Source organism: Variovorax paradoxus, assembly GCF_902712855.1.
Lineage (GTDB): Bacteria > Pseudomonadota > Gammaproteobacteria > Burkholderiales > Burkholderiaceae_C > Variovorax > Variovorax paradoxus_Q.
The window spans coordinates 155,760-181,604 of the sequence record NZ_LR743507.1; the positions used below are offsets into that span (position 1 = coordinate 155,760).

Annotated in this window: 18 protein-coding genes; 13 read left to right on the plus strand and 5 right to left on the minus strand. The window is 66.8% G+C overall.

The window, feature by feature from the left end; genetic code table 11:
- Window positions 1-150 precede the first annotated feature (150 nt).
- From AACL56_RS00770 to AACL56_RS00790, 5 genes are all read left to right on the plus strand, one after another.
- Window positions 151-1,080: a branched-chain amino acid ABC transporter permease gene (locus AACL56_RS00770; RefSeq protein ID WP_339087944.1), complete on the plus strand. Its 930-nt coding sequence runs from the start codon at window positions 151-153 to the stop codon at window positions 1,078-1,080.
- Between the two features lie 89 nt (window positions 1,081-1,169).
- Complete coding sequence (locus AACL56_RS00775; RefSeq protein ID WP_339087945.1) at window positions 1,170-2,234, plus strand: branched-chain amino acid ABC transporter permease; 1,065 nt, start codon at window positions 1,170-1,172, stop codon at window positions 2,232-2,234.
- Between the two features lie 72 nt (window positions 2,235-2,306).
- Complete coding sequence (locus AACL56_RS00780; RefSeq protein ID WP_339087946.1) at window positions 2,307-3,638, plus strand: ABC transporter substrate-binding protein; 1,332 nt, start codon at window positions 2,307-2,309, stop codon at window positions 3,636-3,638.
- A gap of 172 nt (window positions 3,639-3,810) precedes the next feature.
- Entirely contained in the window at window positions 3,811-4,623 is an 813-nt protein-coding gene (locus tag AACL56_RS00785) for an ABC transporter ATP-binding protein (protein ID WP_339087947.1), read from the plus strand.
- Between the two features lie 145 nt (window positions 4,624-4,768).
- Window positions 4,769-6,016, plus strand: coding sequence for a phenylacetate--CoA ligase family protein (locus AACL56_RS00790; RefSeq protein ID WP_339087948.1), 1,248 nt, complete (start codon window positions 4,769-4,771; stop codon window positions 6,014-6,016).
- On the opposite strand, the gene AACL56_RS00795 is transcribed toward AACL56_RS00790, so the two are convergent.
- Together AACL56_RS00795 and AACL56_RS00800 are read right to left on the minus strand one after the other, a co-directional pair.
- Window positions 6,007-7,041 carry a hypothetical protein gene (locus AACL56_RS00795; protein ID WP_339087949.1) on the minus strand — a complete coding sequence of 345 codons (1,035 nt, stop codon included), beginning with the start codon at window positions 7,039-7,041 and terminating at the stop codon, window positions 6,007-6,009. The genes AACL56_RS00790 and AACL56_RS00795 overlap by 10 nt on opposite strands.
- Window positions 7,042-7,128: 87 nt before the next feature.
- On the minus strand, window positions 7,129-8,298 hold the full coding sequence (locus AACL56_RS00800) for a citrate synthase/methylcitrate synthase (protein WP_339087950.1): 1,170 nt from the start codon (window positions 8,296-8,298) through the stop codon (window positions 7,129-7,131).
- Window positions 8,299-8,380: 82 nt separating this feature from the next.
- Between AACL56_RS00800 and AACL56_RS00805 the strand changes: the two genes are divergently transcribed.
- The 5 genes from AACL56_RS00805 to AACL56_RS00825 all read left to right on the plus strand — a co-directional run bounded on the left by AACL56_RS00805 (window position 8,381) and on the right by AACL56_RS00825 (window position 17,158).
- Window positions 8,381-9,577: a citrate synthase gene (locus AACL56_RS00805; RefSeq protein WP_339087951.1), complete on the plus strand. Its 1,197-nt coding sequence runs from the start codon at window positions 8,381-8,383 to the stop codon at window positions 9,575-9,577.
- Between the two features lie 146 nt (window positions 9,578-9,723).
- Window positions 9,724-12,228 carry a type VI secretion system Vgr family protein gene (locus tag AACL56_RS00810; protein WP_339087952.1) on the plus strand — a complete coding sequence of 835 codons (2,505 nt, stop codon included), beginning with the start codon at window positions 9,724-9,726 and terminating at the stop codon, window positions 12,226-12,228.
- Window positions 12,229-12,240: 12 nt separating this feature from the next.
- The gene (locus AACL56_RS00815) at window positions 12,241-13,266 is read left to right on the plus strand and encodes a DUF4123 domain-containing protein (RefSeq protein ID WP_339087953.1); all 1,026 of its coding nucleotides are present in this window, start codon (window positions 12,241-12,243) and stop codon (window positions 13,264-13,266) included.
- Window positions 13,267-13,287: 21 nt separating this feature from the next.
- Entirely contained in the window at window positions 13,288-16,023 is a 2,736-nt protein-coding gene (locus tag AACL56_RS00820; RefSeq protein ID WP_339087954.1) for a T6SS effector BTH_I2691 family protein, read from the plus strand.
- Entirely contained in the window at window positions 16,001-17,158 is a 1,158-nt protein-coding gene (locus AACL56_RS00825; RefSeq protein ID WP_339087955.1) for a DUF6708 domain-containing protein, read from the plus strand. The genes AACL56_RS00820 and AACL56_RS00825 overlap by 23 nt, the downstream gene beginning before the upstream one ends.
- Before the next feature lie 24 nt (window positions 17,159-17,182).
- Here AACL56_RS00825 and AACL56_RS00830 read toward each other — a convergent pair whose 3' ends face one another.
- The gene (locus AACL56_RS00830) at window positions 17,183-17,752 is read right to left on the minus strand and encodes a type 1 glutamine amidotransferase domain-containing protein (RefSeq protein WP_339087956.1); all 570 of its coding nucleotides are present in this window, start codon (window positions 17,750-17,752) and stop codon (window positions 17,183-17,185) included.
- A 195-nt stretch (window positions 17,753-17,947) separates the two neighbouring features.
- A complete protein-coding gene (locus AACL56_RS00835; protein WP_339087957.1) occupies window positions 17,948-19,141 on the minus strand; it encodes a M48 family metalloprotease in 1,194 nt (397 codons plus the stop codon).
- Between the two features lie 196 nt (window positions 19,142-19,337).
- On the opposite strand from AACL56_RS00835, the gene AACL56_RS00840 reads away from it, so the two are divergent.
- The 3 genes from AACL56_RS00840 to AACL56_RS00850 all read left to right on the plus strand — a co-directional run bounded on the left by AACL56_RS00840 (window position 19,338) and on the right by AACL56_RS00850 (window position 23,624).
- Complete coding sequence (locus AACL56_RS00840) at window positions 19,338-20,312, plus strand: tripartite tricarboxylate transporter substrate-binding protein (RefSeq protein WP_339087958.1); 975 nt, start codon at window positions 19,338-19,340, stop codon at window positions 20,310-20,312.
- Window positions 20,313-20,439: 127 nt separating this feature from the next.
- A complete protein-coding gene (locus tag AACL56_RS00845; RefSeq protein WP_339087959.1) occupies window positions 20,440-21,180 on the plus strand; it encodes a hypothetical protein in 741 nt (246 codons plus the stop codon).
- Window positions 21,177-23,624, plus strand: a complete 2,448-nt coding sequence (locus tag AACL56_RS00850; RefSeq protein WP_339087960.1) for a hypothetical protein — start codon at window positions 21,177-21,179, stop codon at window positions 23,622-23,624. The genes AACL56_RS00845 and AACL56_RS00850 overlap by 4 nt, the downstream gene beginning before the upstream one ends.
- A gap of 30 nt (window positions 23,625-23,654) precedes the next feature.
- Here the strand turns inward: AACL56_RS00850 and AACL56_RS00855 are convergent, their stop codons facing one another.
- On the minus strand, window positions 23,655-25,769 hold the full coding sequence (locus AACL56_RS00855; RefSeq protein WP_339087961.1) for a PQQ-dependent dehydrogenase, methanol/ethanol family: 2,115 nt from the start codon (window positions 25,767-25,769) through the stop codon (window positions 23,655-23,657).
- Window positions 25,770-25,845: the final 76 nt, after the last annotated feature.

Sequence of the window (25,845 nt, forward strand, 5' to 3'; positions counted from 1 at the left end):
CATGCCGAACCCGACGCTGATGCATTGCTCCTTCCCCCGCTGGGGGAAGGCTGGGATGGGGGCACGCAGAGCGCCCGATGGATACGCCGCCTGCCCCCACCCCAACCCTCCCCCAGCGGGGGAGGGGAAAAAACAGGAAAGAAACTGACCATGGGCTTTTTCCTCGAAACCCTCTTCGGCGGCCTCATGGTCGGCATGCTGTATTCGCTGATCGCCATCGGCTTCGTGCTGATCTACAAGGCCTCGGGCGTCTTCAACTTCGCGCAGGGCGCGATGGTGCTGTTCGCGGCGCTGGCCATGGCGCGCTTCTCGGAGTGGTTCCCGCTGTGGTTCGGCTTCCAGAGCCAGATCCTGGCGAACATCCTGGCTTTCTTGGCCGCCATGGCGGTGATGGTGGCGGTGGCCTGGCTCATCGAGCGCCTGGCGCTCAGCAAGCTGGTGAACCAGGAAGGCATCACGCTCTTGATGGCCACACTGGGCATCGCCTACTTCCTCGACGGCATCGGACAGACGATCTTCGGCAACGACATCTACAAGATCGACGTGGGCATGCCGAAGGAGCCGCTGATGGTGCTCGAAGGCACCTTCCAGGGCGGACTGCTGCTGAGCCAGGAGGACCTGATCGCCGCGCTGGTGGCTGCGGGCCTCGTGGTGGTGCTGGCCATCTTCTTCCAGAAGACGGCCACGGGCCGCGCGCTGCGCGCGGTGGCCGACGACCACCAGGCGGCGCAGTCGATCGGCATTCCGCTCAAGCGCATCTGGGTGATCGTGTGGTCGGTCGCCGGCTTCTCCGCGCTGGTGGCCGGGATCATCTGGGGATCGAAGCTCGGCGTGCAGTTCTCGCTGTCGCTGGTGGCGCTGAAGGCGCTGCCGGTGGTGATCCTCGGCGGGCTCACCTCGATTCCGGGCGCCATCATCGGCGGCCTGCTGATCGGCGTGGGCGAGAAGCTGTCCGAAATCTATCTCGGCCCCATGCTCGGTGGCGGCATCGAGATCTGGTTCGCCTACGTTCTTGCCCTGGTCTTCCTGCTGGTCCGCCCGCAAGGCCTGTTTGGCGAAAAGATCATCGATCGGGTCTGAGATGAAAAGCCCCCACGCTCACCACTTCGTGTATCGCTGCCCCCAGAGGGCGAGCTCAATGCCCTTCGGGCGGCCGGACGGGCACTGACATGTTCTACAGAGAAAACGGCCAGTTCAAGTCGAGCTACCGCGCCGACCAGCAGATCTTCCCGATCGCGCAGGACCGCATCGCGATCCTCGTGCTGCTGCTCGCGGCGTTCGTCGTGGTGCCGCTCGGCGTGTCTGACTACTGGATGCGCGCGATCCTCACGCCCTTCCTGATCCTTTCGCTCGCGGCGCTGGGCCTGAACATCCTGGTGGGCTACTGCGGCCAGATCTCGCTGGGCACGGGCGCCTTCATGGCGGTGGGCGCGTACGCGGCCTACAACTTCCAGGTGCGCATCGACGGCATGCCGCTCATCGCCTCGCTGCTGCTGGGCGGCCTGTGCGCGACGGTGATCGGCGTGCTCTTCGGCATTCCGAGCCTGCGCATCAAGGGGCTGTACCTCGCGGTGGCCACGCTGGCGGCGCAGTTCTTCACCGACTGGGCGTTCCTGCGCATCCAGTGGTTCACCAACAACTCGTCGTCGGGCTCGGTGAGCGTGGCGGGCCTGAACGTGTTCGGCGTGCCGATCGAATCGCCGGTGCAGAAGTACCTGTTCTGCCTGGTCTTCGTGGTGGTGTTCGCGCTGCTGGCCAAGAACCTGGTGCGCAGTGCCATCGGCCGCGAATGGATGGCGATGCGCGACATGGACGTGGCCGCTGCCGTGATCGGCATCCGCCCGGTGTACGCCAAGCTCACGGCCTTCGCGGTGAGCAGCTTCATCGTCGGCGTGGCCGGCGCACTGTGGGGCTTCATCCACCTCGGCGCATGGGAGCCGGCAGCCTTCAGCATCGACCGCTCGTTCCAGCTCCTGTTCATGGTGATCATCGGCGGGCTCGGCTCGATCATGGGCAGCTTCTTCGGCGCCGCGTTCATCGTGCTGCTGCCGCTGTTCCTGAACCAGCTGCCGGCGTGGCTGGGCTTCTCGATCTCGACCGCGCTGGCCTCGCACCTGGAGACCATGATCTTCGGCGCGCTCATCGTCTTCTTCCTGATCGTCGAGCCGCACGGCCTGGCACGGCTGTGGTCCACGGCCAAGGAAAAGCTGCGGCTGTGGCCCTTCCCGCACTGACAGAGTTCTTCGGAGAGTTCCCCGTTCGTTCGCAGAAACCCGGCACCGAGGTGCCCACATAAGGAGACAGGCATGAAACTGAAATCGCTCGCTCTGACCGCCGCCCTGGTGGCCGGCACCCTCGGCGCCATGCTCGCGCCATCCCTCGCGCAGGCGCAGGCCAAGGAGCAGTTCTTCCCGTTGCTGGTGTATCGCACCGGGCCCTACGCACCCAACGGCACGCCCTGGGCCAACGGCAAGCAGGACTACCTGAAGCTGGTCAACGCGCAAGGCGGAATCAACGGCGTGAAGATCACCTTCGAGGAATGCGAAACGGGCTACGCCACCGACAAGGGCGTGGAGTGCTACGAGCGCCTGAAGGGCCGCCCCGGCGTGGCGCTGTTCGACCCGCAGGCCACCGGCATCACCTTCGCGCTGACCGACAAGGTGCCCACCGACAAGATCCCGCTCGTCACGCTGGGCTACGGTCTGGCCGCTTCGCAGGACGGCGGCGTGTTCAAGTGGAACTTCCCGCTGATGGGCTCCTACTGGACCGCGGCCGACATCCTGATCCAGCACCTCGGCAAGAAGGAGGGCGGCATGGACAAGCTCAAGGGCAAGAAGATCGCCCTCGTTTACCACGACTCGCCGTTCGGCAAGGAACCGATTCCGCTGCTGCAGGAGCGCGCGAAGATGCACGGCTTCGACCTGTCGCTGATTCCGGTCACCGCGCCCGGCGTCGAACAGAAGTCGGCCTGGCTGCAGGTGCGCCAGCAGCGGCCCGACTTCGTGCTGCTGTGGGGCTGGGGCGTGATGAACTCCACCGCGCTCAAGGAAGCCGTGGCCACCGGCTACCCGCGCGAGAAGATGTACGGCGTGTGGTGGGCCGGTGCAGAGCCCGACGTGAAGGACGTGGGCGCCAACGCCAAGGGCTACAACGCGCTGGCGCTGAACGGCTCGGGCCCCGACAACAAGGTGATCCAGGACATCCTGAAGCAGGTGCACGACAAGGGCCAGGGCACCGGTCCGAAGGAGGAAGTGGGCTCGGTGCTGTACACGCGCGGCGCCATCATCTCGATGCTGGGCGTGGAAGCGGTCAAGCGCGCGCAGGAGCGTTTCGGCAAGGGCAAGGTCATGACCGGCGAGCAGGTGCGCTGGGGCCTGGAGAACCTGGCGCTCGACCAGAAGAAGCTCGACGCGCTGGGCTTCGCCGGTGTGATGCGCCCGGTGAGCACCTCGTGCCAGGACCACATCGGCTCGACCTGGGCACGCATGGAAACCTGGGACGGCGCCAAATGGAACATCGCGCCCGACTGGTACCAGGCCGACGAGCAGATCATCAAGCCGATGACCAAGGCTGCCGCCGATAAGTACGCGAGCGAGAAGAAACTGACGCGCCGCGAGGCCGCCGACTGCCAGTCTTGAGCTGACCCCCAGTCTTCGCGCACTTCGTGTCGCTTCGCCAACCCCCTTTCAGGGGGCAACACCTGCGGCCCGGCAAAGCCGGTTCCGCGGTGTTGCCCGAAGGGGGGCGGGCCGAGCGGGCATCCGAAAGAACGGCATCGCGCCGGTTCTTTCGAATGCTTCGGACCACACCATGAGCGAACCCAACATCCTTCTCAATGTCAACGGCATCGAGGTCATCTACAACCACGTGATTCTGGTGCTCAAGGGCGTGTCGCTCACGGTGCCCGAAGGCGGCATCGTGGCGCTGCTCGGCGGCAACGGCGCGGGCAAGACGACCACGCTGCGCGCGGTGAGCAACCTGCTCGCGGGCGAACGCGGCGCGGTCACCAAGGGCACCATCGAGCTGCGCGGCGAGCGCATCGAGGCGCTGTCGCCGGCAGAGCTGGTCAAGCGCGGGTTGATCCAGGTGATGGAAGGCCGCCACTGCTTCGCCCACCTGACCATCGAGGAGAACCTGATGACCGGCGCCTACACGCGCACCGACGGCAAGGCCGCGGTGCAGCAGACGCTGGACAAGGTCTATGCCTACTTCCCGCGCCTGAAGACGCGGCGCACCTCGCAGGCGGCCTACACCTCGGGCGGCGAGCAGCAGATGTGCGCCATCGGCCGCGCGCTGATGGCCAACCCGACCATGGTGCTGCTCGACGAGCCATCGATGGGCCTGGCGCCGCAGATCGTGGAGGAGGTGTTCGAGATCGTGAAGGACCTCAACACCAAGGAGCGCGTGACCTTCCTGCTGGCCGAGCAGAACACCAACATGGCGCTGCGCTACGCCGACTACGGCTACATCCTGGAGAACGGCCGCATCGTGATGGACGGCGCGGCACAGAGCCTGCGCGAGAACGAGGACGTGAAGGAGTTCTACCTCGGCGTCGGCGGTGCCGATCGCAAGAGCTTCCGGGATGTGAAGAGCTACAAGCGCCGCAAGCGATGGCTGGCCTGACGCCCCCAGTGTCTTCGCGCACTCCTTGCCGCTTCGCCAACCCTCTCGCCTGCGGCGATCGGCGGCCCGGCAAGGCCGGTTCCGCGGCATTCCTGAAAAACAAGTTGAGCGCCTTGAACCGAACTGAAAGATGAAGGGTACGGACATGACCGACCACTACGACAAGCTCGAGATCCGAGACCCCGCCGAGCGCGAGCGCGACCTGCTGGCCGCGCTGCCGAAGCAGATCGCACAGGCGCAGACCGCCGCACCGGCCTTCGCGAAGATCCTCGACGGCGTGAAGCCCGCCGACGTCACGACGCGCGAGGCACTCGCGAAACTTCCCGTCACGCGCAAGTCGGAATTGCTCGAGCTGCAGAAGGCCCGCCGTGCCGACGACCCGTTCGGCGGGTTCTCGTCGATTGTGCGCGGCCCGCGCATGCCGCGCGTGTTCGCCAGCCCCGGCACGATCTACGAACCCGAAGGCGAGGCGCGCGACTACTGGCGCACCGCGCGCGCGTTGCATGCGGCGGGCTTTCGCAGCGGCGAGCTCATCCACAACAGCTTCAGCTACCACATGACGCCCGCTGGCTCGATCATGGAAAGCGGCGCGCATTCCATGGGCTGCACCGTGTTCGCGGGCGGCACCGGACAGACCGAACAGCAGCTCGAGGCCATGGTCGACCTCAAGCCCGACGGCTACGCGGGCACCCCGAGCTTCCTGAAGATATTGCTGGAGAAGGCCGAGGAGAAAGGGCTGAAGCTGCCCTCGCTCACCAAGGCGCTGGTGTCGGGCGAAGCCTTTCCGCCCAGCCTGCACGACTGGATCGCCGCGCACGGCGTGCAGGGCACGCAGTGCTACGCCACCGCCGACCTCGGCCTCATTGCCTACGAGACCCGCGCGCGCGAGGGCCTCGTGCTCGACGAAAGCGTGCTGGTGGAAATCGTGCGGCCCGGCACCGGCGACCCGGTGTCCGACGGCGAGGTCGGCGAGATCGTGGTGACCAGCTTCAACCCCGACTATCCGCTGGTGCGCTTCGGCACCGGCGACCTCTCGGCCGTGCTGGCCGGCACCTGCCCCACCGGGCGCACCAACAAGCGCATCAAGGGCTGGCTCGGCCGTGCCGACCAGACCACCAAGGTGCGCGGCATGTTCGTGCACCCTTCCCAGGTGGCCGAGGTGATGCGGCGCTTTCCCGAAATACTGCGCGCACGGCTCGTGGTGTCGGGCGAGATGGGCGACGACCTCATGACGCTGAAGCTCGAATGCCAGGGCGCGCCCGAAGGGCTCGACCTGCGCGTCGCCGATGCCGTGCGCGAGGTGACTAAACTTCGCGCCAGCATCGAGCTGGCGGCGCCGGGCAGCCTGCCCAACGACGGCAAGGTGATCGAGGACGCGCGCAGCTACAAGTAGGCGCGGTACAGCCGGCGCGTGACGCCGCACGTGATGGCGACCACCAGCGCCATGTAGACCAGCACCAGCGCGATCACGAAACCCACGATGCCGCCGCCGCTGTAGAAGCTGAACGACATCTTCGCCGCCAGGAACAGCCACGCGAGCGCGATGGCGATGCACGCGACCTGCACCAGCACGAAGGACAGCACCGCCGCGGCCACCGCCCTGAACGGGCGCACAGCCGGCAACGAGGGCCGCGCGCCCAGCCAACCGCCCCAGAAGGCGAGCGCGAATCCGACCAGCAGCGGCAGCACCCAGGCAAGGAGCTGCGCCGCCACGCCGAAGTCCTGTGCCGGAAAGGCCCAACGCGCCGCGGCGAGCCCGCCCCAGAGCTGAAGGGACGAGAACATGGCGGCGACCACGAGCGCGACGCTGCGGCGCGGCAGCACACCGAGAGCCTCGGGCGCATCGACGGCACCGGCGTCCTCCGCGGAGGGCGCCGTGTTTGCAGCGGCGCGGCTTCTTGCCAGCGCGACCCGCGCCGCCAGCCAGACACCCAGCACGAGCACCAGCAGCTGGACCAGCGATTGCAGCGCCGTCACCACGCCCATGAAGGAGCGCGTCGGGTAAGCGAAGACATCCTCGAAGCGCCCACCCGGCATGAACATCACCTGGAATTCGTAGAACAGCGGCGTCAGCGCGTAGTAGTTCAGCACCATCGCCAGCACCCACACGCCGCCGAAGCGCAGCCGCGCATCGTGCGCCAGCGCCACACGGGCCATGCCCAGGCGCTCCAGCGCGTTGCGTGCGTGGCTCCAGGCGAGCGTGGCAACCATCGTCCACGACATCACCATGCCGACCAGCAGCATGATCCAGACACCGGGTGAGGCGTACGCGCTGCGCAACTGATCCGACTCCGGCCTGTCGGGCAGCAGCAGCACGGTCATGTTGATCACGAACATGACCGCATCGAGGCCTATCGCGATGAGCGCGAAGTCGCGGGGAAGGCGCAGCGCGCGCACGAAGGAAGGAGTCGCCGGCATAGGATCACTTTCGCTTTACATCGGGCGTGCCGCAGGGCACGCGAACGCAGCGAGGGTATCGGATGACGGCCGGCGCGCCGTGTAGGTTCAGTTCGCGAGTGCGGCTTTCGCAGGCTCCGGCGGCCTGGACACCGGACCGACATAGACCGACTGCGGACGGATCAGGCGCCCCGTCTTCACCTGCTCGCGCGCATGCGCCAGCCAGCCGGCCACGCGGCCCGCCGCGAACACGCAGGTGAAGCTCTCGCGGCCGAAGCCGAGTGCTTCGAGCAGCAGCGCGGTATAGAACTCGACGTTGGTCTCCAGGGCGCGGCCGGGCTTGGCCTCGCGCAGGATCGCAAGCGCAGCCTGCTCCGCCGCCTCGGCCAGCTCGAGCCGCGCCGCATTGATGCTGCCTTCGCTGCCGAGCCGATGCAGCGCGCCCTTGAGCGCATCGGCGCGCGGATCGCGCACCCGGTAGATGCGGTGGCCGAAGCCCATCAGGCGCTGCCCGCTGGCCACCGCCTCCTCGAGCCAGGGACGTGCGTTGGCAGCGACGCCGATGGCATCGAGCGCATCGAGCACCGGGCCGGGTGCGCCGCCGTGCAGCGGCCCCTTGAGCGCGCTGATGCCGGCAAGCACGGCCGAAGCCAGGCCCGCGCCGGTCGATGCCACCACGCGCGCGGCGAAGGTCGAGGCGTTCAGGCCGTGGTCGCAGACGGTGACGAGGTAGGTGTCGAGCGCCGCGGCCTGCACCGACGTGGGCGCGCGGCCGTGCAGCATGCGCAGCATGTCGGCGGCATGCGGCAGCGACTCATCGGGTGCCAGGGCCTGCACGCCCAGGCGCCAGCGCATCGCGGCGGCGGTGTAGACCGCCGGTGCCGCCACCAGCCGCAGCGCGGTCGGCAGGTCGTCGCCGTCGGGCAGGCGCGCGAGCAGCGCGCGCACCGCCTCGATCGGCGGCATGCGGCGCAGCACAGCGTCGTCGTTGGGCTGCAGGCGCTCGAAGGCTTCGCGCCGCGCACGGCCGATGGCCGCACGCATCGCATCGGCATCGGCATCGGCATCGGCATCGGCATCGGCATCGGCATCGGGCAGCTTGTCGAAGAAGCCTTCGAACAGCAACGCCACCACGTCTTCGTAGCGCCAGTGCTGCGCGATCTCGTCGAGCTCGTGCCCCCTGATCACCAGCCGGCCGGCCGCGCCGTCCACCTCGGACAGCACGGTACGCGCAGCCACCACGCCTTCGAGGCTGCCGTCGTCATCCTTGTCGTTCATCGTTCTTTGCTCCTGATGGGTCACGATGAAACCGATTCTGGCCACACTGACATTGACGTCAATCTTGATTTATTCTGTCAACATGACACTGACCAGGACTCCTTTGTGGCTTCCTGCCGCCGAAGCACTCGCGCTGATGCAGGTGCGACCGCAGACGCTCTATGCCAGCGTGAGCCGCGGCCGCATCCGCGCCAAGCCCGATGCATCGGACCCGCGCCGAAGCCTCTACCACCGCGACGACGTGCAGCGCATCGCGGTACGCGCGCGCGGCCGGCGCAGCAGCGAAGCGGTGGCGAGCGAGGCGATCCAGTGGGGCGAGCCGGTGCTGGCTTCGGGCATATCGACGGTGGCCGAAGGACGGCTTCTCTACCGCGGCAAGGATGCCTGTGCGCTGGCCGACGGCGCGACGCTGGAGGAGGTGGCGGGCTTGCTGTGGGAGAGCGCGCCGCCGTGCTTTGTTTCCGCGGAGCCCATGGCCCTGGCACGCGGAAGCCGCAGCGCGCTGCAGGCCGGCCTTGTCGCACTCGCTTCGCGCGCGGCCACCGACCTGCCTTCGCGCGGCCGTTCGCTCGGCGTGCTGCAGGCCGAGGCAGCGGACGTGATCGGCACGTTGGCTGATGCCTTGCTCGGCCCATCGCCCGCACGCGTGATGCCGCTGCACAGGCGGCTGGCTTCCGCATGGCGACGGCCACGCGCCGCGGAAGACCTGCGCCGGACGCTGGTCCTCCTGGCCGACCATGAACTCAATGCATCGACCTTCGCTGCGCGCGTGACGGCGTCCACCGGCGCTTCGATGGCCGCATGCCTGCTCACGGGTCTTTCGACGCTCACCGGCCCGCTGCACGGTGGCGCCTCCGCGGCGGTGCAGGCGCTCATGCGCAATGCCGCGGCCATCGGCACCGACGCCGCCGTGCGCGAATGGCTCGCACACGACCGTCCGCTGGCAGCGTTCGGGCATCCGCTCTATCCGCTCGGCGACGTGCGATGCGACGCGCTGCTGGCACACATCGAGCTTCCACCTGCGTTCGAGGAACTGCGCAATGTCGGCAGCAAGCTGCTCGGCGAAGCGGCGAACATCGATTTCGCGCTCGCCGCCATCGCAGCGGTGCACAAGCTGCCGGCAGGCGCGCCGCTCACGCTCTTCGCACTCGCACGCACCGTGGGCTGGACTGCGCATGTGCTGGAGCAGCAGGCCACCGGGCAACTGATCCGGCCGCGAGCGCGCTACACCGGACCTCCGGCGGACACCATCTCGGAAGAGAAAGCCGCGAGGCGATAGCGGCACTGCCAGGTGCTGCTTTTCGTGTGATGCCGAATACATCACGGTCGGCCACCGGATGCTTGCACCGTGACCATTGTTTGCAGAGCCCTCCGTGACGCCCGCGCAGACTGCCTCGACCACGTTCCTTGCCATGGAAGTCGTCGATGCCGCGCACTCTCTCGGTCAGCTCCTCCGCGATCCCTCAGCTCCAGGGCCGTCCTGCCCTGGAGCCCGTGCGACTGTCGGGCCATGAGGCACTGAACGCCCTCTTCGAATACGAGCTGCTGCTCAAGACGCCCGATGCATCGAACCTCGATGCGTCGATGGCTGCGAACTTCGATCTCGATGCGTTCGTCGGCCGCGAGGCCTGCTGCGAGATCGCCCTGGACGACGGCGCCTGCGGCGTGCGCCAGATCAACGCGCTCATCACCGATGCGGCCCTCTGGGGCGAGGAAGGCCGCCACGTCCAGTACAAGCTCACGCTGCGGCCCTGGCTGCACCTGGCCACGCTGCGCACCGACTGCAGGATCTTCCAGGACCGGACGGTCGTGCAGATCCTCGACGCGCTGCTCGCGGACTACGCATTCCCGGTGGACAAGCGCCTGGTAGAGACCTACCCCGCACGCGACTACCAGACCCAGTTCAACGAGAGCGACTTCGCCTTCTTCAGCCGGCTGTGCCAGGAGTGGGGCATCAGCTACCACTTCGAGCATTCGCACGGCAGGCACCGCCTGGTGCTGTGCGACGCGATGGGGGCCTACGGGCAGGCAGACAGTGCGGCTTACAGGGAGGTCGAGTACCACGCCCCGGGCTGGAAGCTCGATGCGGAGTACATCCACAGCTTCGTGCCCGCGAGCCATCTCGCGAGCGGGCGGTATGCGACACGGGACTACGACTACACCCGGCCGCGGGCCGACCTGGGTGCGAGCCGCAAGGATCCCCGCCCCACGGGCCATGCCGATGCCGAGGTTTACGAATGGCATGCCAGCACGGGTGGCAGCCACTACGCCCAGCCCGACGCGGGCAATGCAGGCACCCATGACCCTCGCAGCGAAGGCAACCTGCTGGCCCTGCTGCGCATGCAGGCTCTTCGAACCCACGGTGCCAGGGCCGAGGCCAGCGGCAACCTCCGGGGCATGGTGCCCGGGCGCACCTTTACATTGCACAAGCATCCGAGGGAAGCCGCCGATGCCGGCTACCTGATCCTGTCCACCCGCTTCCTCATCGAAGACATCGGCGAGAGCAGCCAGCCTCGCGAAGCCTCCGGCAGAAAGCAGCAATGGCGGGTCGAGGTCGACTTCACCGCGCATCCGGTCACCGAGCCGCTTCGCCCCGCCTTGACGCAGCGCAAGCCTCGTTGCGACGGCCCGCAGGTCGCGCGGGTCGTCGGCCCCGAAGGACAGAACCTCTGGACCGACGCGCTCGGGCGCATCAAGGTGCAGTTTCCCTGGGACCGCATCGGCGGCAGCGATGCGCACAGCAGTTGCTGGCTGCGCGTGAGCTCACCCTGGGCTGGCAACCAGCTGGGCGGCATCCACCTGCCGCGCATCGGCCAGGAGGTCGTCGTCAGCTTCATCGGTGGCGATGCGGACCTGCCGATCTGCACGGGGCGCGTGCACAACCAGGTCAACATGCCGCCGTGGGCGCTGCCCGGCCAGAGTGCGCTGAGCGGCTTCCGGTCCAGGGAGCTGACGCCCGGAGGCGGCAACGGTGCGGCGGGCCGCTCCAACCACCTGCTGATGGACGACACCGAGGGCCGGATCCAGGCGCAGCTCAAGAGCGACCACCAGAGCTCAAGCCTGAGCCTGGGGTTCATCACGCGGGTGGAAGACAACGCCGGGCGCAAGGACCCGCGCGGCGAGGGCTTCGAGCTGCGCACCGACGGCCATGGCGTGCTGCGCGCGCAGGACGGACTGCTCATCACCACCGAAGCCCGCGCCGGTGCTGCTCGGCACGCCAAGGACATGGGTGAGACGACCCACCGATTGGAAGCCGCATGCGAGCAGCACGACGCACTGGCCGAAGCGGCGGCAACGGCGAAGCTGCAGGACAGCGGACGGGATCAGGCCCTTGTCGCCACCGCGCTCAAGGCACAGGCCGGTGCCATCAAGGGCAGCGGTGGCAATGCCTCCCAGGGCCATTTCCCCGAGCTGGAAGAACCGCACCTCGTGCTTGCCAGTGCGGCCGGCATCGCCGCCACCACCCCTGGCAGTCTGCATCTGCAAGCCGGAGACCACGTCGCGATCTCCAGCGAAGGCCACACGAGCTTCAGCGCTGCCAGGCGTTTGCTGGTCAGCGCCAAGGATGGCATCCGGTTGTTCGCGCTCAAGAGCGGCATGAAATGGATTGCCGGCAACGGCAAGGTGCAGGTCGAGGCGCACAAGGACAGGATCGATCTGGCGGCAAGGAAGGCCGTGCGGATCACCAGCACCACCGCCGAGATCTGCATCAGCGCACCGGTGAAGGTGGTGGTCAATGGCGGGGGCAGCTTCACCGAGTGGAGCAACGCAGGCATCCTGCATGGCACGACAGGAGCGTGGGTCGAGCATGCGATGAGCCATGTGAAGGCCGGCCCGACGAGCATGCCGCTGACGCCCGTCAATCAAGCCATGTGCTCCAGCCAATCGAGCTCCGCAGCCAGTGAAGGTGCCGGCTCCATTTCACGCTGATGCAGGAAACTCGTGAGCACTGGCGTCCATCTCCCGCTGTTTGAGTCGCTCTGCGACGAACTGCATGCGCAACTCGCCGCAGCAAGGACGATGCACGCCCGCCTGTTGCTTGACTCATGGGCAGACAACGCCGTCGCTTCCATGCTGGAGGATCAACATCCAGCGCTTTCGGCAGAGCGACTTGCCGTGCCCGATGAGCATTTCGTGCACCGTGAAGACGAGGCGCCCTGCCTGGTTCCCGTCCCACGCGCCCTGCTGAATCCGGGCAGCCGTCAATTTCTTGCCGAACTGTTGGCACAGGCATGGCGACACGCCTTGCAACGGCAGGCACGCCAGCCGCTTTGCGCAGTCGTGCTCGGCCATGCGGATGCCGCCTCGATCGCGCGGCATTGGAGCGATCTCGGACATCAAAGGCCTCCCGATGCCATGCCGGCTCGCCTGTTCCGTTACCAGGATCCGCGAGTCATGCAGCGCGTCTGGCCCTTGCTCCATCCTTCGCAACGGACCCTGTGGCTCGGCCCCGTCGAACAATGGTGGTCACTCTCGCAACCCTGGGGTCCTTGGGATCCTGCGCAATACACCTCCGACGGGGAGATCCGGCGAGCCGACCCGCCGCCGCGATGGTTTCGCGCCACGGCGCCGCAACGCGATACGGCGAACTTCGACGGTGCACACATCGGGAAGACATGCGCACTTCTCGACCGCTCGCAGTGGGACGCCGCGCATGCAACGCCTTACGGCCATCGCACGTGGGCACGCCTTGCGAGGCAGCGCGTGCCCGTGCAGGACCAACCCGACGGCGACACCATGCTTCGCCTGCTCACGGACGGCCGGCAGCACGGCCTCGACGGCAGCGACCTCGAGGAGTACGTGATCTGCACCTGGCAGACCACACCCCTGGCCGACGGCTCTCGCGAGTTGCGTTGGCAATCACCTCGCGGCGAGCGCGTTCTGAAGCAGGTGCTCGCGACGCTTCGACAGCAACCCGGCACCAGTTTCATCGGCCTTTTCTCCGCCACCCTGAACCGCCGAACCTGAATACAGGAAGACAAGCCAACGATGCCATGCACCTCCCCTTGCAAGAACTGCGACCGCACGGGCTTGCCGATTCTTTTCACGCGCTATGCGGTCGCCTACAGCGCACAGGCCGAAAGCATGAATGCAATCAGGCCGCTCGGTCCCACGGGGAATCTGCAGGCACGCCCCGGAGGCGTTGCGCTCAAGACCGCCTGCTACAACCTTCGCATGTTGCGGGCGGGCTATCTCTACATCCACGTCGATCGCGGCGACGCAACAGCCGGTGATGCATGGAGTGCCTATGCAGTGCATCCGCACGGCTACCTCACGGAGTTTCCCGTGAACCTGCCTGAGCAGGCGCGGGCGCAACCCGCATGCGAGGTGGAGGTTCGCGGTGCCAACGCGAGCATGGTCTGGATCCGGGACGCCGGGCGCGTGAAGAAGCTCTGGTACATGTTTCATCCCGATCCGATCGACTACGAGCACCTGACCCAGAAGATCGAGCCGAGCCTTGCCACGTACATGCAATGCTTCGACGTGGCAGGTTGGGCCAACGGCAACCTTGCGCAGGCAGACACCACGCAGCCTGGGCAGCTCAACGGGCAGGTCGTCGAGTTCAGCGCGATGACCAGCGAAGCCGTGCGCAACGCCATCGAGCCACAGCTGTACGGTCTGATGGGAAGCAATGCGATAGAGCGTGGATGGGGCGACTACGAAGAAGAGCAGCAGTTTCCCCAGTTCGCCATCACTGGAGAACCGCTCAATACGACCATGACCGTGCACCATGCGCGAAAAGGTCATACCTACCAGAGCGCGCATGGTGCAAGGCTGAAGAAGATCGGCCAATACCTCCAGCAGAAAGGCGGCGCAGTGGTGGCATGCGACGATCCCCTGGGCATTGCGCAGGAACTGGGGCATCTGCAGGTCGAAGCCCAGAGGCCGTACACACAGTGGCAGAAATCGCAGGCACAGGGTTGCTCGCCGGGCGTGACCAACGAGTGGGCATTCCAGACCGCGACCGGTGCCATGAGCCTGATGGAGCTCGTCAAGAAGGGCGCCGTCGATCGTGTCAACAAGGGATTCGAGGAAGCTGCTCGCATTCAGGCGCCACTGCCGCACGATCCGCGTGCCGCGGCCGTAGAGAAAGCGAGGAGGGCCGCCGCGAGAGCCGGCCATCGGACGCGGGCAACGGCGCAGGCGATGTATCGGATCACATCCGCCTACGACCAACTCTTCGATCAGGAAGTCGCCACTCGTACCCTTGCTGCGCACTACATCCACTACACGGAGACAGAGACCGCAAAGAGCAACCTCTGCGGTGACCAGATGGCGTGGCTCACCGCCGCAACCATCGACAAAGCTATCGCTCGGTTCAGTCGCCAGGACAAACGCGTCGGCCAAGCGGGCGGTGGTGGTGCACTCACGGCGCAGTTGGCGCAATGCATGGCAGGCACCGAAAGCAACAGCGCTGGCCAAGCCTGGCTTCGCAGGCAGGATCTGACTGGCAATGGGCTTCTTGCACGCGCGCTGTGCTTCAACAGCGTGACCTTGAAGCAGACGTGGAAAAAGGTTATTGCTGCACGCCCCGAATCAGTCGAGCAACCGACGCCTGAATCCACCAATCCGGCGCTGGATGGGGTGTCCGATGACCTCAAAGTCTCAAGCGCATGGGCAAACACGGGCGACAAGACGCTTGGATTTGCCAATGCGTGGCGAGAGGCCAAGGTGAATCAGGCTGTGGCCTCCATCTTCGTACGAATGGCCAGCAACGTATCGTTGGCCAGTGACGCTCAGGCGTTTCTTTCAAATATGAAAACGCTCAGCGATAGCGCGGCCTTGCGGAAATTGGCGTGGCCGTCGCACATAGTGAGCCTGCTGAGCGTGAAGATGATTCAATCGATGAACGGCTTGCCTGTGACTCGAATGGAGTCAGTGATTGTGCGGTATGCCGCACTCAGTGGCCTGATCAATCTAGGCAAGACAGCGCAAGAGCATGGCCTGCGAATGAAATTGCCTCAAAGCGATCAGGACGCACTGCTGCAAGCCAGACGTAAGCTTGTCAATGCGTCTCATATGGCGGACTTCGCCACCCGAGCTCCTGCCGCACGAGCAGCGGGCCTTGCTTTTCTGCTCGATTTGGGACAAGCGGTAATCAAGAGGCAGCAGTTGATGATCAAGGGTAACGCTCGCATGGCGAGCGAAATGGCGGGCAACCTCTTGCAGGCTGTCGGCTCTCTTCTTGATTGGCGTGCCAAGGCTTATGAAGAGACCGTTTTCAAGGGCATAAAAGCGTTCGACTTGCTCACGGCCACCGCAGAGGAAGTCAGGGCGGCGGAGACGCTTCAAACCCTTCAACTTAAAAAGTTGCGGTTAACTGCGTTCAAATTTTTACTCCCCGCAGCAATGGTGTCAGCTTTTTGGGACGGGATGGATGCACTTCAATCCGATGCGCGCGGAAATTGGGCGCTGGCCCGAGCTCAATGGGCAAGCGTCACCGGTACAGCCTTCACCATTACTTCGACGCTCATGATGGCCACTGGTGCGTTGTTCGGCATATCCACTGCGACGTGGGCATTGATTGCAGCCGCTTTGGGCTTCGCAGGGGCAGTAATCACTTTGGCAGCGGTCGTTGCGATCATTTGGGTCAAAGAGGAAGAGTGGGCAAGCTGGCTTCGAGACAATCCCTTGAACAAATCGCAGAAGGGTAATCCGCCGATTCACCGCAACCTGCAGCAAACCCTGCAGCAGCTTTCCAATGCTCACGCCGCAGCGGCCTGAAAGCGACATTTCAATGTTCAATGCAGAGGATGGCTACTCACGTGCACGACGAAGCTCCGCAACCAAGGCGCATCGCGAATTGAATCTCGATGCCCAACCTCAGTATCGAATCGATGAACCATGCGGGGTCCCAGGCTTTTACCTCCCACCTCGAAGCGCGTACGCACAAAACAATACCTATCTGGAACTTTGCAATCCCGGCTGGGACATGCAGTGGCGTGCTGGCATCGGCAATGTCTTTGTAGTTCTTCCTGCGCTGTTCGTGATCTGGTGTTGGTATGGGTTTGCGGTACACCCGGTTCTGTTCGGGCGAATCATCATTTTCTTCATGGTCGGGGAGAACGTCCCAATCGAAGCCATCTGGTTTGGTTGGCTCCTGCTTTTCCCCTTGGCCGTGGGGAGCCTGTTTCTTCTTTACGGCTGGTTCTATGGCATGGGCATGCGCACCAGCTTCTTCACCTTCGCACGTGGCCGTGTGCGTTTCAACAGGATCACGCGCAAGGTTTATGTCCTGCGTCCGGCGTACTGCGGTGGCAACAAGATCTTCGAGTGGGACAACCTCGTCGCGCTCATGCGGCGCGTGCCGGACGACCATCCCATGGCGTCGAAAATCATCGGCTCGCTGGTGCTGTATCAGCCGCCGACCGACCCAGGCGACTGGCTCAGTGAAGACGCCATCTTCGCGGGACCCAGCCTCTATCTGGGCGAACTGCAGGCAGCACCGATGTGGGAATACATCCGGCTGTACATGGAAGAAGGCCCGACGATCGATGCGGTGCCGCAGAACCCGCCCGACGATTTCCGGCAGATCCCGCGGTTCCTGCCGGAGCGCTACTTCACCTATTGCGGGATGCCGAGCGCATGGCAGTACGGGCTGGAGCAACGTCCCGGCATGATGGAGACGACCTTCCACATGATGTCTCAGGTCACCTGCACCTGGCCGCGGTTTCCTCCTGAGTGGGAAAGCGACTCGGGCATGGGCGAGCCCGAGGATCGGCCAGTGCAGACCGGTGCCGTGATGACCGCGCTCGTCTATCGCGCCCAGGGCAGGATGAGCAAGCAGGACGAGGTGGCGTTCCTGACGCACTGGGGCACTGAAGAAGCGCTGGCGGAGGCCATGAAGCGCCCGGATTGAGCAGCTTCGTCCAGCGCTTCACCTTCAGTGCAGCTCGGCCTCGTGCGCGATCTCGAACAGCTTCGTCATCTCGCGGTTGAAGGCCGGCAGGTCGTCGGGCTTGCGGCTGGTCACCAGGCCCAGGTCGACCACCACTTCCTTGTCGCTCCACTTGGCGCCGGCGTTCTCGAGATCGGCGCGCAGCGAGGGCCACGAGGTCATCTTGCGGCCCTTCACACCGCCTGCGTCGATGAGCGTCCAAGGGCCGTGGCAGATGGCGGCAATGGGCTTGCCCGACTCCAGGAATCCGCGCACGAAGGCAACCGCGGCCTCATCGATGCGCAAGGCATCGGGGTTTACCACGCCACCGGGCAGCAGCAATGCGTCGAAGTCGTCGGCGCACGCGCGCTCGAGAGGCACGTCGACCGAGAAGCTGTCGGCAGGGTCGTGGTGATTCCAGCCTCGGACCTGGCCTTGCACTGGCGAGACGATCTGCGTTTGCGCGCCAGCCAGGTCGAGCGCCTTGCGCGGCTCGGTCAACTCGACCTGTTCGAAACCGTCCGAGACCAGGATGGCGACCTTCATTCCGTCGAGCGAAGAAACAGTGATGGGCATGGGGAGCACTCCTCTGGGGTTGTTCAATCAAAGTGATGCTTCACCCTAGAAGACGCCTCTCGGCCCGCCGCATCGTCCGGCGTCGGGTCCGCCTGTCGGACAAGTCGACGGGCGGCAAACTTCCCTTACGACTTGCCGACGACGTTCATCGAACGTCGCGCGGCAGACAAATTGATTCGCGCGAAAGCTCGCGCGCTACTTGCGGCAGCTCCTGGGCAGCAGCTTGTCCGCGAGGTCGTCGCCGGCCACGCAGTTCCAGGTAATGCCGTTGTCTCCGGCCGAGGGCTCCATGCGCAGGGTGCCCTTCACGCCCTTGGGCAGGCTGGCCTCGACGACCATGCTCTGCGGGTCGAGCGTGAGGACGGCGCCGCCGGGCAGCGTGTCGGGCACGCGCGCGGCTTCGAGCGACTCGGGGATCTCTTCCTTCTCGGTGTAGTAGTCGCCGAGCGCCGAGCGCGCCGATGCGCCTTCGGCCCAGGTCTGCGCGACCACGGCACGGCCGGTGTACTCCTGGTAGGCCGGAATGGCCACGGCGGCCAGGACACCGATGACCGCCACGGTGATCATCGCGCCGATGGCGCCGCCGCCCGCGCGCCCGGTGTAGGGCACGAAGATGGCGAGCACATAGGCCAGCGGATTGCGGCTCGGCAGCTGCGCGTTCGGGTCGAGCACACGCGCCACGCGCTTGGTGAGCCACGGATAGCCTGCGATCAGTTCATGGAACGAGGCCCAGAAGCCGCTGTTGCCGGCCGACTGCGCGGCGTAGGCCTGCAGGTCGACGTTGCGCCACTGCTGCGCGCCGGCGGCCAGCGCCACCAGGGCGCGCGGCGCGGAGTCGGGCTCCTCGCAGCAGGCCTCGCCGTGCAGGTCGCAGGTGTATTCCTTGGCGCGCGCATAGGCCGCGCCCAGGAGCGGCAGCCACAGCACGGGCGCGCGCCAGATGTGGCCCGTGAGGTGGCCGCGTCGGATGTGGCCGAGCTCGTGGCCGATGTAGAAGTTCACGCCGTCGGGCTGGCTTTCCATGGCATCGACCACGTCCGACAGCAGCACCACGAAGTTGCGCCCGAAGAAGCGCGTGGCGAAGGCGTTGAACATGCCGTCGCCGTGCAGCAGATAGGCCTCGGGCGGGTTCTCGATGCCGAGGAAGCCGCAGCAGGCCTTGAAGCGCGCATGCAGCTCGGGCAGCTGGGTGGGCGACAGCTTCACGCCGGTGCCCTTGATCCAGGCAATGACGGCCGACTGCGCGAACACGTAGCCGATGAAGCCCAGCAGCACGTAGACCAGCGCGATGCCCAGCGTGCCGACGATGAGCAGCAGCCAGACCAGCAGGCCGAGCCAGAGCGTGATGTTGCCGAGCCAGCGCTCGCGCGGGTAGACCCATGGATCCATTTTTTTCCTCCTCGTCGCGGTCTTCGAAGACCGCATGGTTTGTGGTTGTTCCGCCCCCTCCGGAGCGCTTTCTGCAGGCCCGCATCATGCCCGGGAACGACGCGGTTCCCGGTATCTGGATAAGGGCTATTCGGTATAGGTCAGGCCGTGGTCAGCCTATAAGATCGCGGCGTTTTTACCCTCTCTCGGAGACGACATGAAGAAACTGTTCGCCCTTGCGGCGATTGCCACCGCAGCCATCGGTGCCCACGCCCAGGACTTTCCGGCGGGCAAGACCGTCACGCTCGTAGTGCCGTTCGCGGCCGGCGGCCCGACCGACCGTGTGGCGCGGGACCTCGCCGAAGCCATGCAGAAGACGCTCGGCACCACGATCGTGGTGGACAACACCGCGGGCGCGGGCAGTTCCATCGGCACCGCCAAGGTGGCGCGCGCCAACCCCGATGGCTACACGCTGCTGCTGAACCACATCGGCATGTCGACGATGCCGGCGCTGTATCGCAAGCTGCCCTTCAATGTCGAGAACGACTTCGAGTACCTGGGCATGGTCAACGAAGTGCCGATGACGCTGATCGGCAAGCCCGGCCTGCCAGCCAACAACTACAAGGAACTGACGACCTGGATCGCTGCCAACAAGGGCAAGATCAACCTGGGCAACGCCGGCCTTGGCGCCGCATCGCACCTGTGCGGCCTGCTGTTCCAGAGCGCGCTGAAGGTCGAGATGACGCCCGTGCCCTACAAGGGAACGGCCCCGGCCATCGCCGACCTGCTGGGCGGCCAGATCGACCTGCTGTGCGACCAGACCACCAACACCACGTCGCAGATCGAGGCCAAGAAGGTCAAGGCCTATGCCGTGACCACCGCCAAGCGCCTGACCACGCCCGCACTGAAGGACCTGCCCACGCTCGACGAGGCCGGCCTGAAGGGCTTCGAAGTGACGATCTGGCACGGCGTGTACGCACCCAAGGGCACGCCCGCGCCGGTGCTGAAGAAACTCAACGAGGCCATCAAGGCCGCCATGAAGGACCCGGGCTTCATCAAGCGCGAGGAAGCGCTGGGCGCGGTGATCACCACCGACAGCCGCACCGAACCGGCGGAACACAAGAAGTTCGTCTCGGCCGAGATCGCCAAGTGGGGCCCGATCATCAAGGCCGCCGGCGTGTACGCCGACTGATCGCCTGACTTCACCGAAGCAGCCGCAAGGCCGCCTGAGTCCCCCGGGGCCAGGCGGCTTTTTTGTTTATGCTCGCCGGGCTTTTTCTTCGCGCCCTGCCCGGCCCCCTTCCGCAGCCCTCATTTCCATGCGACGTCGCACCCTGCCCGTACCGGCCTTGCTGGCCCTGTTCGCGCACACGGGCATGGCCGCGCAACCGGACACGCAGACCCTGCTCTGGATGTGGGACAGGCCGCAGCTCTTCTCGTCCTTGCCCGAGGGAACGGGCATTGCCTACCTGCACGCCACGGTGCGCCTGAGCGGCGCGCAGAGCCGCACGACCTGGCGCCAGTGGCCGCTGCGCATCGCGCCCGGCGTCACGGTGTTGCCGCTGGTGCATGTCGCGCTCGACAACCTCGCGCCCTCGCCGCTCGACGATGCCCAGCAGCAGGCCATCGCCGCTGCGCTGGCGCACGCCGCGGCGCACAGCCGCTCGGGCTGGGTCCAGCTCGACTTCGAGGCGCGCCGCAGCCAGCGCGAAGCGTACGTCGCGCTGCTGCAGCGCCTGCAGCCGATGCGCGAGCGCGGCCTGCGGCTCTCGGCCACTGCATTGGCCTCGTGGTGCATGGACGATGCGTGGCTGCCCGCCGGGCTGCTCGACGAGATCGTGCCGATGTACTTCCGCATGGGTGCGGACGCCGCGCCCATCCGCCGGCGCCTGCAGGCCACAGGCGCCGCGCCGGTGCCGGCCTGCCGCGATGCCGCGGGGCTGCTGCTGGGCGAGCCGTCGCCCGCGCTGGCCGGTGTGAAGCGGCGCTACGTGTTCCACACGGGCGCCTGGAAAAAGGAAGATTTCGAAAAGATCGACACCAGGGACGCCAATCGATGACTTCATTTCCGATCTCGCGCACAGTGCGCACGCTGCGTGCCGGCTTCCGGCTGCTCGCGCTCGCCGCATCGCTCGGCGCGGCCGCCGCCCATGCCAGCGGCGGCTACGACCCGGTCGACCTGTTCTTCGCCACCACGCGACCCGACCAGCCGGTGCGCGAGTTCCTTGAACGGCCCGCCGGCTACTACACCGACTACCTCGTGCCGTACCAGGTGCTCTGGTACTGGCGCCTGCATGGGCAGGCGTTTTCGCCCGACGCGGTGCGTGCGTTCTCCGATCTGCTCGCGAAGCTGCCGCGCGAGGACAACGGAATGGACGACACCGACACCGCGTGGTCCGCGTGGCGCGAAGCGCGCGGCGCGGCCTACGCGAAGCTGGGCCATCCGCTGCCCGCTTCGCAGGCGCCGGCCGTGCCGCCCTCGCAGCAGGCGCCGCAATGGAACGCCGACAGCCTGCAGGCGAGTCCCAGCTGCTTCTACGGCGACGCCTTCCGCAACGCCGCGGGCACGCTCGGCCAGCGCATGGAACGCGTCGCGGGCGACAAGGCCGCCGGTCCGTTCGTGCTGCACTGGCTGCACGCGCAGGACGCGGTGTTCGACAGCTGCAGCGAGAAGGCCGCCACACCCTCGGCCGCGGCGCCGGCGCTTCCGGCCAACGCGCCTGCGTGGCTCAAGGCCGACCATGCCTATCAACTGGCCGCGCAGCGCTTCTATACCGGCGACCTCGAAGGCGCCGACAGCGCCTTCGCCGCGATCGCCGCCGACAAGGCCAGCGCGTGGCGCGACCTCGCGGCCTACATGCGGCTGCGCGTGCTGGCGCGGAACAACCCGGGCGGCGAGCCGGCGTACTCGGACAGCGACGGCCCCGGCAAGGAAAGCGCGGAGGCGCTGAAGCAGCAGGCCGCACTCACGAAGGAGGTCGACGCCATCGCGCTGCCGCTGCTGAAGAACCCGCGCCTGCAGGCGCTGCATCCGTCGGTGCACCGGCTGGCCGAGGCGCTGCGCATCCGCTACCTGACTCCCGGCACGCGGCTGCAGAGGCTCTCGGACGGCCTGAAGACACCAGGCGACCCCGACGCGGCAGCGGCCCGGTTGCTGCTGCTGAACCACGAATTCCGCATTTGCGCCATCGTCGGCTGCTCGTATGTCGGGCCCGGGCAGAAGTCTGACCTGGTGCAGTGGCTCAGCACGGTGCGCGGCTTCGACGGCCCGTCGGGCGGACTCGCGTCGCAGGACAAATGGCGCGAAAAGTTCAGCTGGAGCAGCTACCAGCGCACCCGTGACCTCGCCTGGCTCATGGCCGCCGCGAGCCTGGTGCCGGTGAACGCGGCAGCCGGCGACCAGCGCGAGGCCGAGCTTCAATCGGCGCTGGCCGCCGTGCCCGAGGACCACCTCGCGCGCTTCGCCGCCACGCAATTGCGCGCCCAGCGAATGTTCGCGCAGGGCCGCTTCGAGGCGGCGCGCGAGCTGGTCGCGGGCTCGGCCGATTCGCCGCTGATCGCGCACAGCCTCTCGGGCCGGAACCTCGTGAAGGCGCTGCTGCTGCCCACGGCAGCCTCGGAAGAAGAGTGGCGCCGCCTGGCGATCCGCCCGGTGGTCGCGCGCAGCGACCCCGAGGCGATGGAGGCCAGGCCGAGCGCGACGCCGCTGGCCAGTGCCTTCGACGACGACGTGGTGCGCTTCCTGAACACGCGCGCACCGCTGCCGATGTGGCTGCGACTGGCGGCCGACCCCGCGCTGGCGCCCGCATTGCGCGACACGCTGCTGGAGACCGCGTGGACGCGCGCCGTGCTGGCCGGTGACTACGCCACCGCCCGGCGCGCCGCGCAGCTGCGCGTGGCTTCTGCGCCGGCGGCGCCCGCCAAGGGCGCCGACCCCATCGCGGGCATCCGGCGCTCCGTGACGCTGGCCACGGCCGACACCGCCGCATGGCGGCGGCTGCTGCTGGAGCGCATGGCCAGCACCACCGAGACGCTGCAGCCGCCGCACTGGCCCGCCGCGGGCTGGGACATCCGGCCCACGCCGCTGCAGCCTGCGCTGGACCTGGCTTCGCGGCGCAACACTGTCCCCGGCACCTACGGCAAGTGGTGCACCCCGCTCGGCGTGCCCGCATCGGGGCCGGAGGCTGCCGGCCCCGCCGAGTTCGAGATGCCCGCCTTCCTGCCGCAGGCCGAGCGCACGCAGCAGGCCGCGCTGGTCGCCAGGCTGCGCACGGTGCCTCAGGACTCGGTCTACTTCACGCAGGAAAGCCTGGCGCTGATGCAACGCGACAAGGCCGACCCGCTGGTGCCGCAGGCGCTGTCGCTGGCCGTGAAGATGGCGCGCTACACCTGCCCGGACAAGACGGTGGGCGACTGGTCGCGCAAGGGCCTCCAGGTCCTGCACGCGAACTACCCGAAGTCGACCTGGGCCGCGAACACGCCGTACTGGTACGGCGGCCGGTAAGAGAGGTCGCCGTGGAGCGAATGCCCCGGCCTACTTCGGCCGGATCGCGTCCGCCGTGCCCTGGATGAAGGCCTTGATGCTCTCAATGTCGTCGCCCGACAGCTTGCCCGTGAAGTCGGGCATGCCGCGCGCCATGGCCGGGCCCTTCAATATGAACTTGTCGAGGTTCTCGATGTAGGCCGCATCGAGGTAGCCAAGGTTCGGGATGTTGCCGCCGCGGTCCACGCCCGGCACGCCGTGGCAGAACACGCAGTTGCTCACGTACAGCATGGTGCCGGCCTGGACCTTGGCGGGGTCGTACTTCACGCCCTGCACCAGCTTGGCCATGCGGTACTCCACGAAGTCCGGCATCTTGGCCGTGCCGCCCACCGCGAAGGTGTAGACCGTGCCCGGCCCCTGCTTTTCGGTGGCGCGCTGCGCCAGCCCGTACACGCCGCCCCAGCCCACGGCCACCGACACATACTGCTTGCCGTCCACCATGTAGGTCGAAGGTGCCGCCACCACGCCGGTGCCGGTGGGCGTCTCCCAGAGCTTCTCGCCGGTCTTGGCGTTGTAGGCCAGCAGGCGGCCGTCGGCCGTGCCCTGGAACACCAGGTTGCCGGCGGTGGTGAGCGTGCCGCCGTTCCAGGGCGACACGTAGTCCACGCCCCAGGCCTCCTTCTGCGCCACCGGGTCCCAGGCCACCAGGCGGCCGAAGGGCTTGCTCTTCGGCGGCTCGGCGTTGGCGAACTTGCCGAGATTCCAGCCCAGGCCCGCGTGCGGGCGGCCCGGCACGTCCTCGTTGAACTTCCAGTCCTTGTCGTCCATCAGGTTGATCGGCACGTGCTGCGACGGCAGGTAGGCCAGGCCGGTCTGCGGGTTGAACGACATCGGGTGCCAGTTGTGCGCGCCGAACGGGCCCGGAATGGCGTCGCCGGGCTTGGTGGTGTCGCGCGCCGCAGCGATCTCGATGGGCCGGCCGTTCCTGTCGTAGCCCGTGGCCCAGTTCACCTCGGTGAAGTTCTTCGCCGAGATGAACTTGCCGTTGGTGCGGTCGATGACGAAGAAGAAGCCGTTCTTCGGCGCATGCAGCAGCACCTTGCGCGCCTTGCCGTCGACCTTCATGTCGGCGAGGATCATCGACTGCGTGGAGGTGTAGTCCCAGTTGTCGCCGGGCGTCTCCTGGTAGTGCCACTTGTACTTGCCGGTGTCGGGGTCGAGCGCCACCACCGAGCCCAGGTAGAGGTTGTCGCCGCCCTTGGGGCTGCGCGCCTTGTGCGACCACGGCGAGCCGTTGCCGGTGCCCACGTACATCAGGTTGAGCTCGGGGTCGAAGGCGAAGCTGTCCCACGCGGTGCCGCCCCCGCCGGCCTCCCAGTACTTGCCGCCGGGGTCCCAGGTCTTCGCTGCCTTGGCCATCGAGGCGTCCTCGAAGGGCTTGGCCGGGTCGCCCGGCACCACGAACCAGCGCCACTTCTGGTCGCCGGTCCTGGCGTCGTAGGCGGTCACGAAGCCGCGCACGCCGTACTCCGCGCCGCCGTTGCCGATGATGACCTTGCCCTTGAAGACGCGCGGCGCGCCGGTGATGGTGTAGCTGCCCTTCTGGCCGGCGATGGTGTCCTTCTCCCACACCTTCTGGCCGGTGGCCGCGTCCAGCGCGATCAGGCGGCCGTCGTAGGCCGCCACGTAGACCTTGCCTTCGTACAGCGCCACGCCGCGGTTCACCACATCGCAGCAGCCCCTGAAGCCCTTGGACTTGTCGACCTGCGGATCGAAGGTCCACAGCTTCTGCCCGGTGCGCGTGTCGATCGCGTGCACCACGCTCCAGGAGGCCGTGACGTACATGATGCCGTCCACCACCAGCGGCGTGGCTTCCACGCCGCGTGTCGACTCGAGGTTGTACGACCACACCAGCCCCAGCTGCTTCACGTTGCCGGCGTTCACCTGGTCGAGCTTGCTGAAGCGGGACTCCGCATAGTCGAGGCCGACGCTGGGCCAGTCGGGCGTCTTCTGCGCCGCGTTGGCGCGGATGAAGCCGCCGTCGATCCGCTTCACCGCAGCGGCCGCCCGCTCCTGCGGCGTGGTCTGCGCCGCGGCGCCCGTCAATGCGCCCAGGCACAGCCATGTGCCGGCGAGCGTCCGCAGCCCGGAGTGTGTTGTCGTCATCGCAGGTCTCCTTTGTGCCGCCAAGGATCGTTCGCACGGGCTGCGCGTTCATCTTCGGGATTTCCCCAGTCCGGTG

What these genes read in the sequence shown, in the direction of transcription:
- AACL56_RS00770 (WP_339087944.1), top strand. Translation starts at nt 151, where the DNA reads ATGGGCTTTTTCCTCGAAACCCTCTTCGGCGGCCTCATGGTCGGCATG.
- AACL56_RS00775 (WP_339087945.1), top strand. Translation starts at nt 1,170, where the DNA reads ATGTTCTACAGAGAAAACGGCCAGTTCAAGTCGAGCTACCGCGCCGAC.
- AACL56_RS00780 (WP_339087946.1), top strand. Translation starts at nt 2,307, where the DNA reads ATGAAACTGAAATCGCTCGCTCTGACCGCCGCCCTGGTGGCCGGCACC.
- AACL56_RS00785 (WP_339087947.1), top strand. Translation starts at nt 3,811, where the DNA reads ATGAGCGAACCCAACATCCTTCTCAATGTCAACGGCATCGAGGTCATC.
- AACL56_RS00790 (WP_339087948.1), top strand. Translation starts at nt 4,769, where the DNA reads ATGACCGACCACTACGACAAGCTCGAGATCCGAGACCCCGCCGAGCGC.
- AACL56_RS00795 (WP_339087949.1), bottom strand. Translation starts at nt 7,041, where the DNA reads ATGCCGGCGACTCCTTCCTTCGTGCGCGCGCTGCGCCTTCCCCGCGAC.
- AACL56_RS00800 (WP_339087950.1), bottom strand. Translation starts at nt 8,298, where the DNA reads ATGAACGACAAGGATGACGACGGCAGCCTCGAAGGCGTGGTGGCTGCG.
- AACL56_RS00805 (WP_339087951.1), top strand. Translation starts at nt 8,381, where the DNA reads ATGACACTGACCAGGACTCCTTTGTGGCTTCCTGCCGCCGAAGCACTC.
- AACL56_RS00810 (WP_339087952.1), top strand. Translation starts at nt 9,724, where the DNA reads ATGCCGCGCACTCTCTCGGTCAGCTCCTCCGCGATCCCTCAGCTCCAG.
- AACL56_RS00820 (WP_339087954.1), top strand. Translation starts at nt 13,288, where the DNA reads ATGCCATGCACCTCCCCTTGCAAGAACTGCGACCGCACGGGCTTGCCG.
- AACL56_RS00825 (WP_339087955.1), top strand. Translation starts at nt 16,001, where the DNA reads ATGCTCACGCCGCAGCGGCCTGAAAGCGACATTTCAATGTTCAATGCA.
- AACL56_RS00830 (WP_339087956.1), bottom strand. Translation starts at nt 17,752, where the DNA reads ATGCCCATCACTGTTTCTTCGCTCGACGGAATGAAGGTCGCCATCCTG.
- AACL56_RS00835 (WP_339087957.1), bottom strand. Translation starts at nt 19,141, where the DNA reads ATGGATCCATGGGTCTACCCGCGCGAGCGCTGGCTCGGCAACATCACG.
- AACL56_RS00840 (WP_339087958.1), top strand. Translation starts at nt 19,338, where the DNA reads ATGAAGAAACTGTTCGCCCTTGCGGCGATTGCCACCGCAGCCATCGGT.
- AACL56_RS00845 (WP_339087959.1), top strand. Translation starts at nt 20,440, where the DNA reads ATGCGACGTCGCACCCTGCCCGTACCGGCCTTGCTGGCCCTGTTCGCG.
- AACL56_RS00850 (WP_339087960.1), top strand. Translation starts at nt 21,177, where the DNA reads ATGACTTCATTTCCGATCTCGCGCACAGTGCGCACGCTGCGTGCCGGC.
- AACL56_RS00855 (WP_339087961.1), bottom strand. Translation starts at nt 25,769, where the DNA reads ATGACGACAACACACTCCGGGCTGCGGACGCTCGCCGGCACATGGCTG.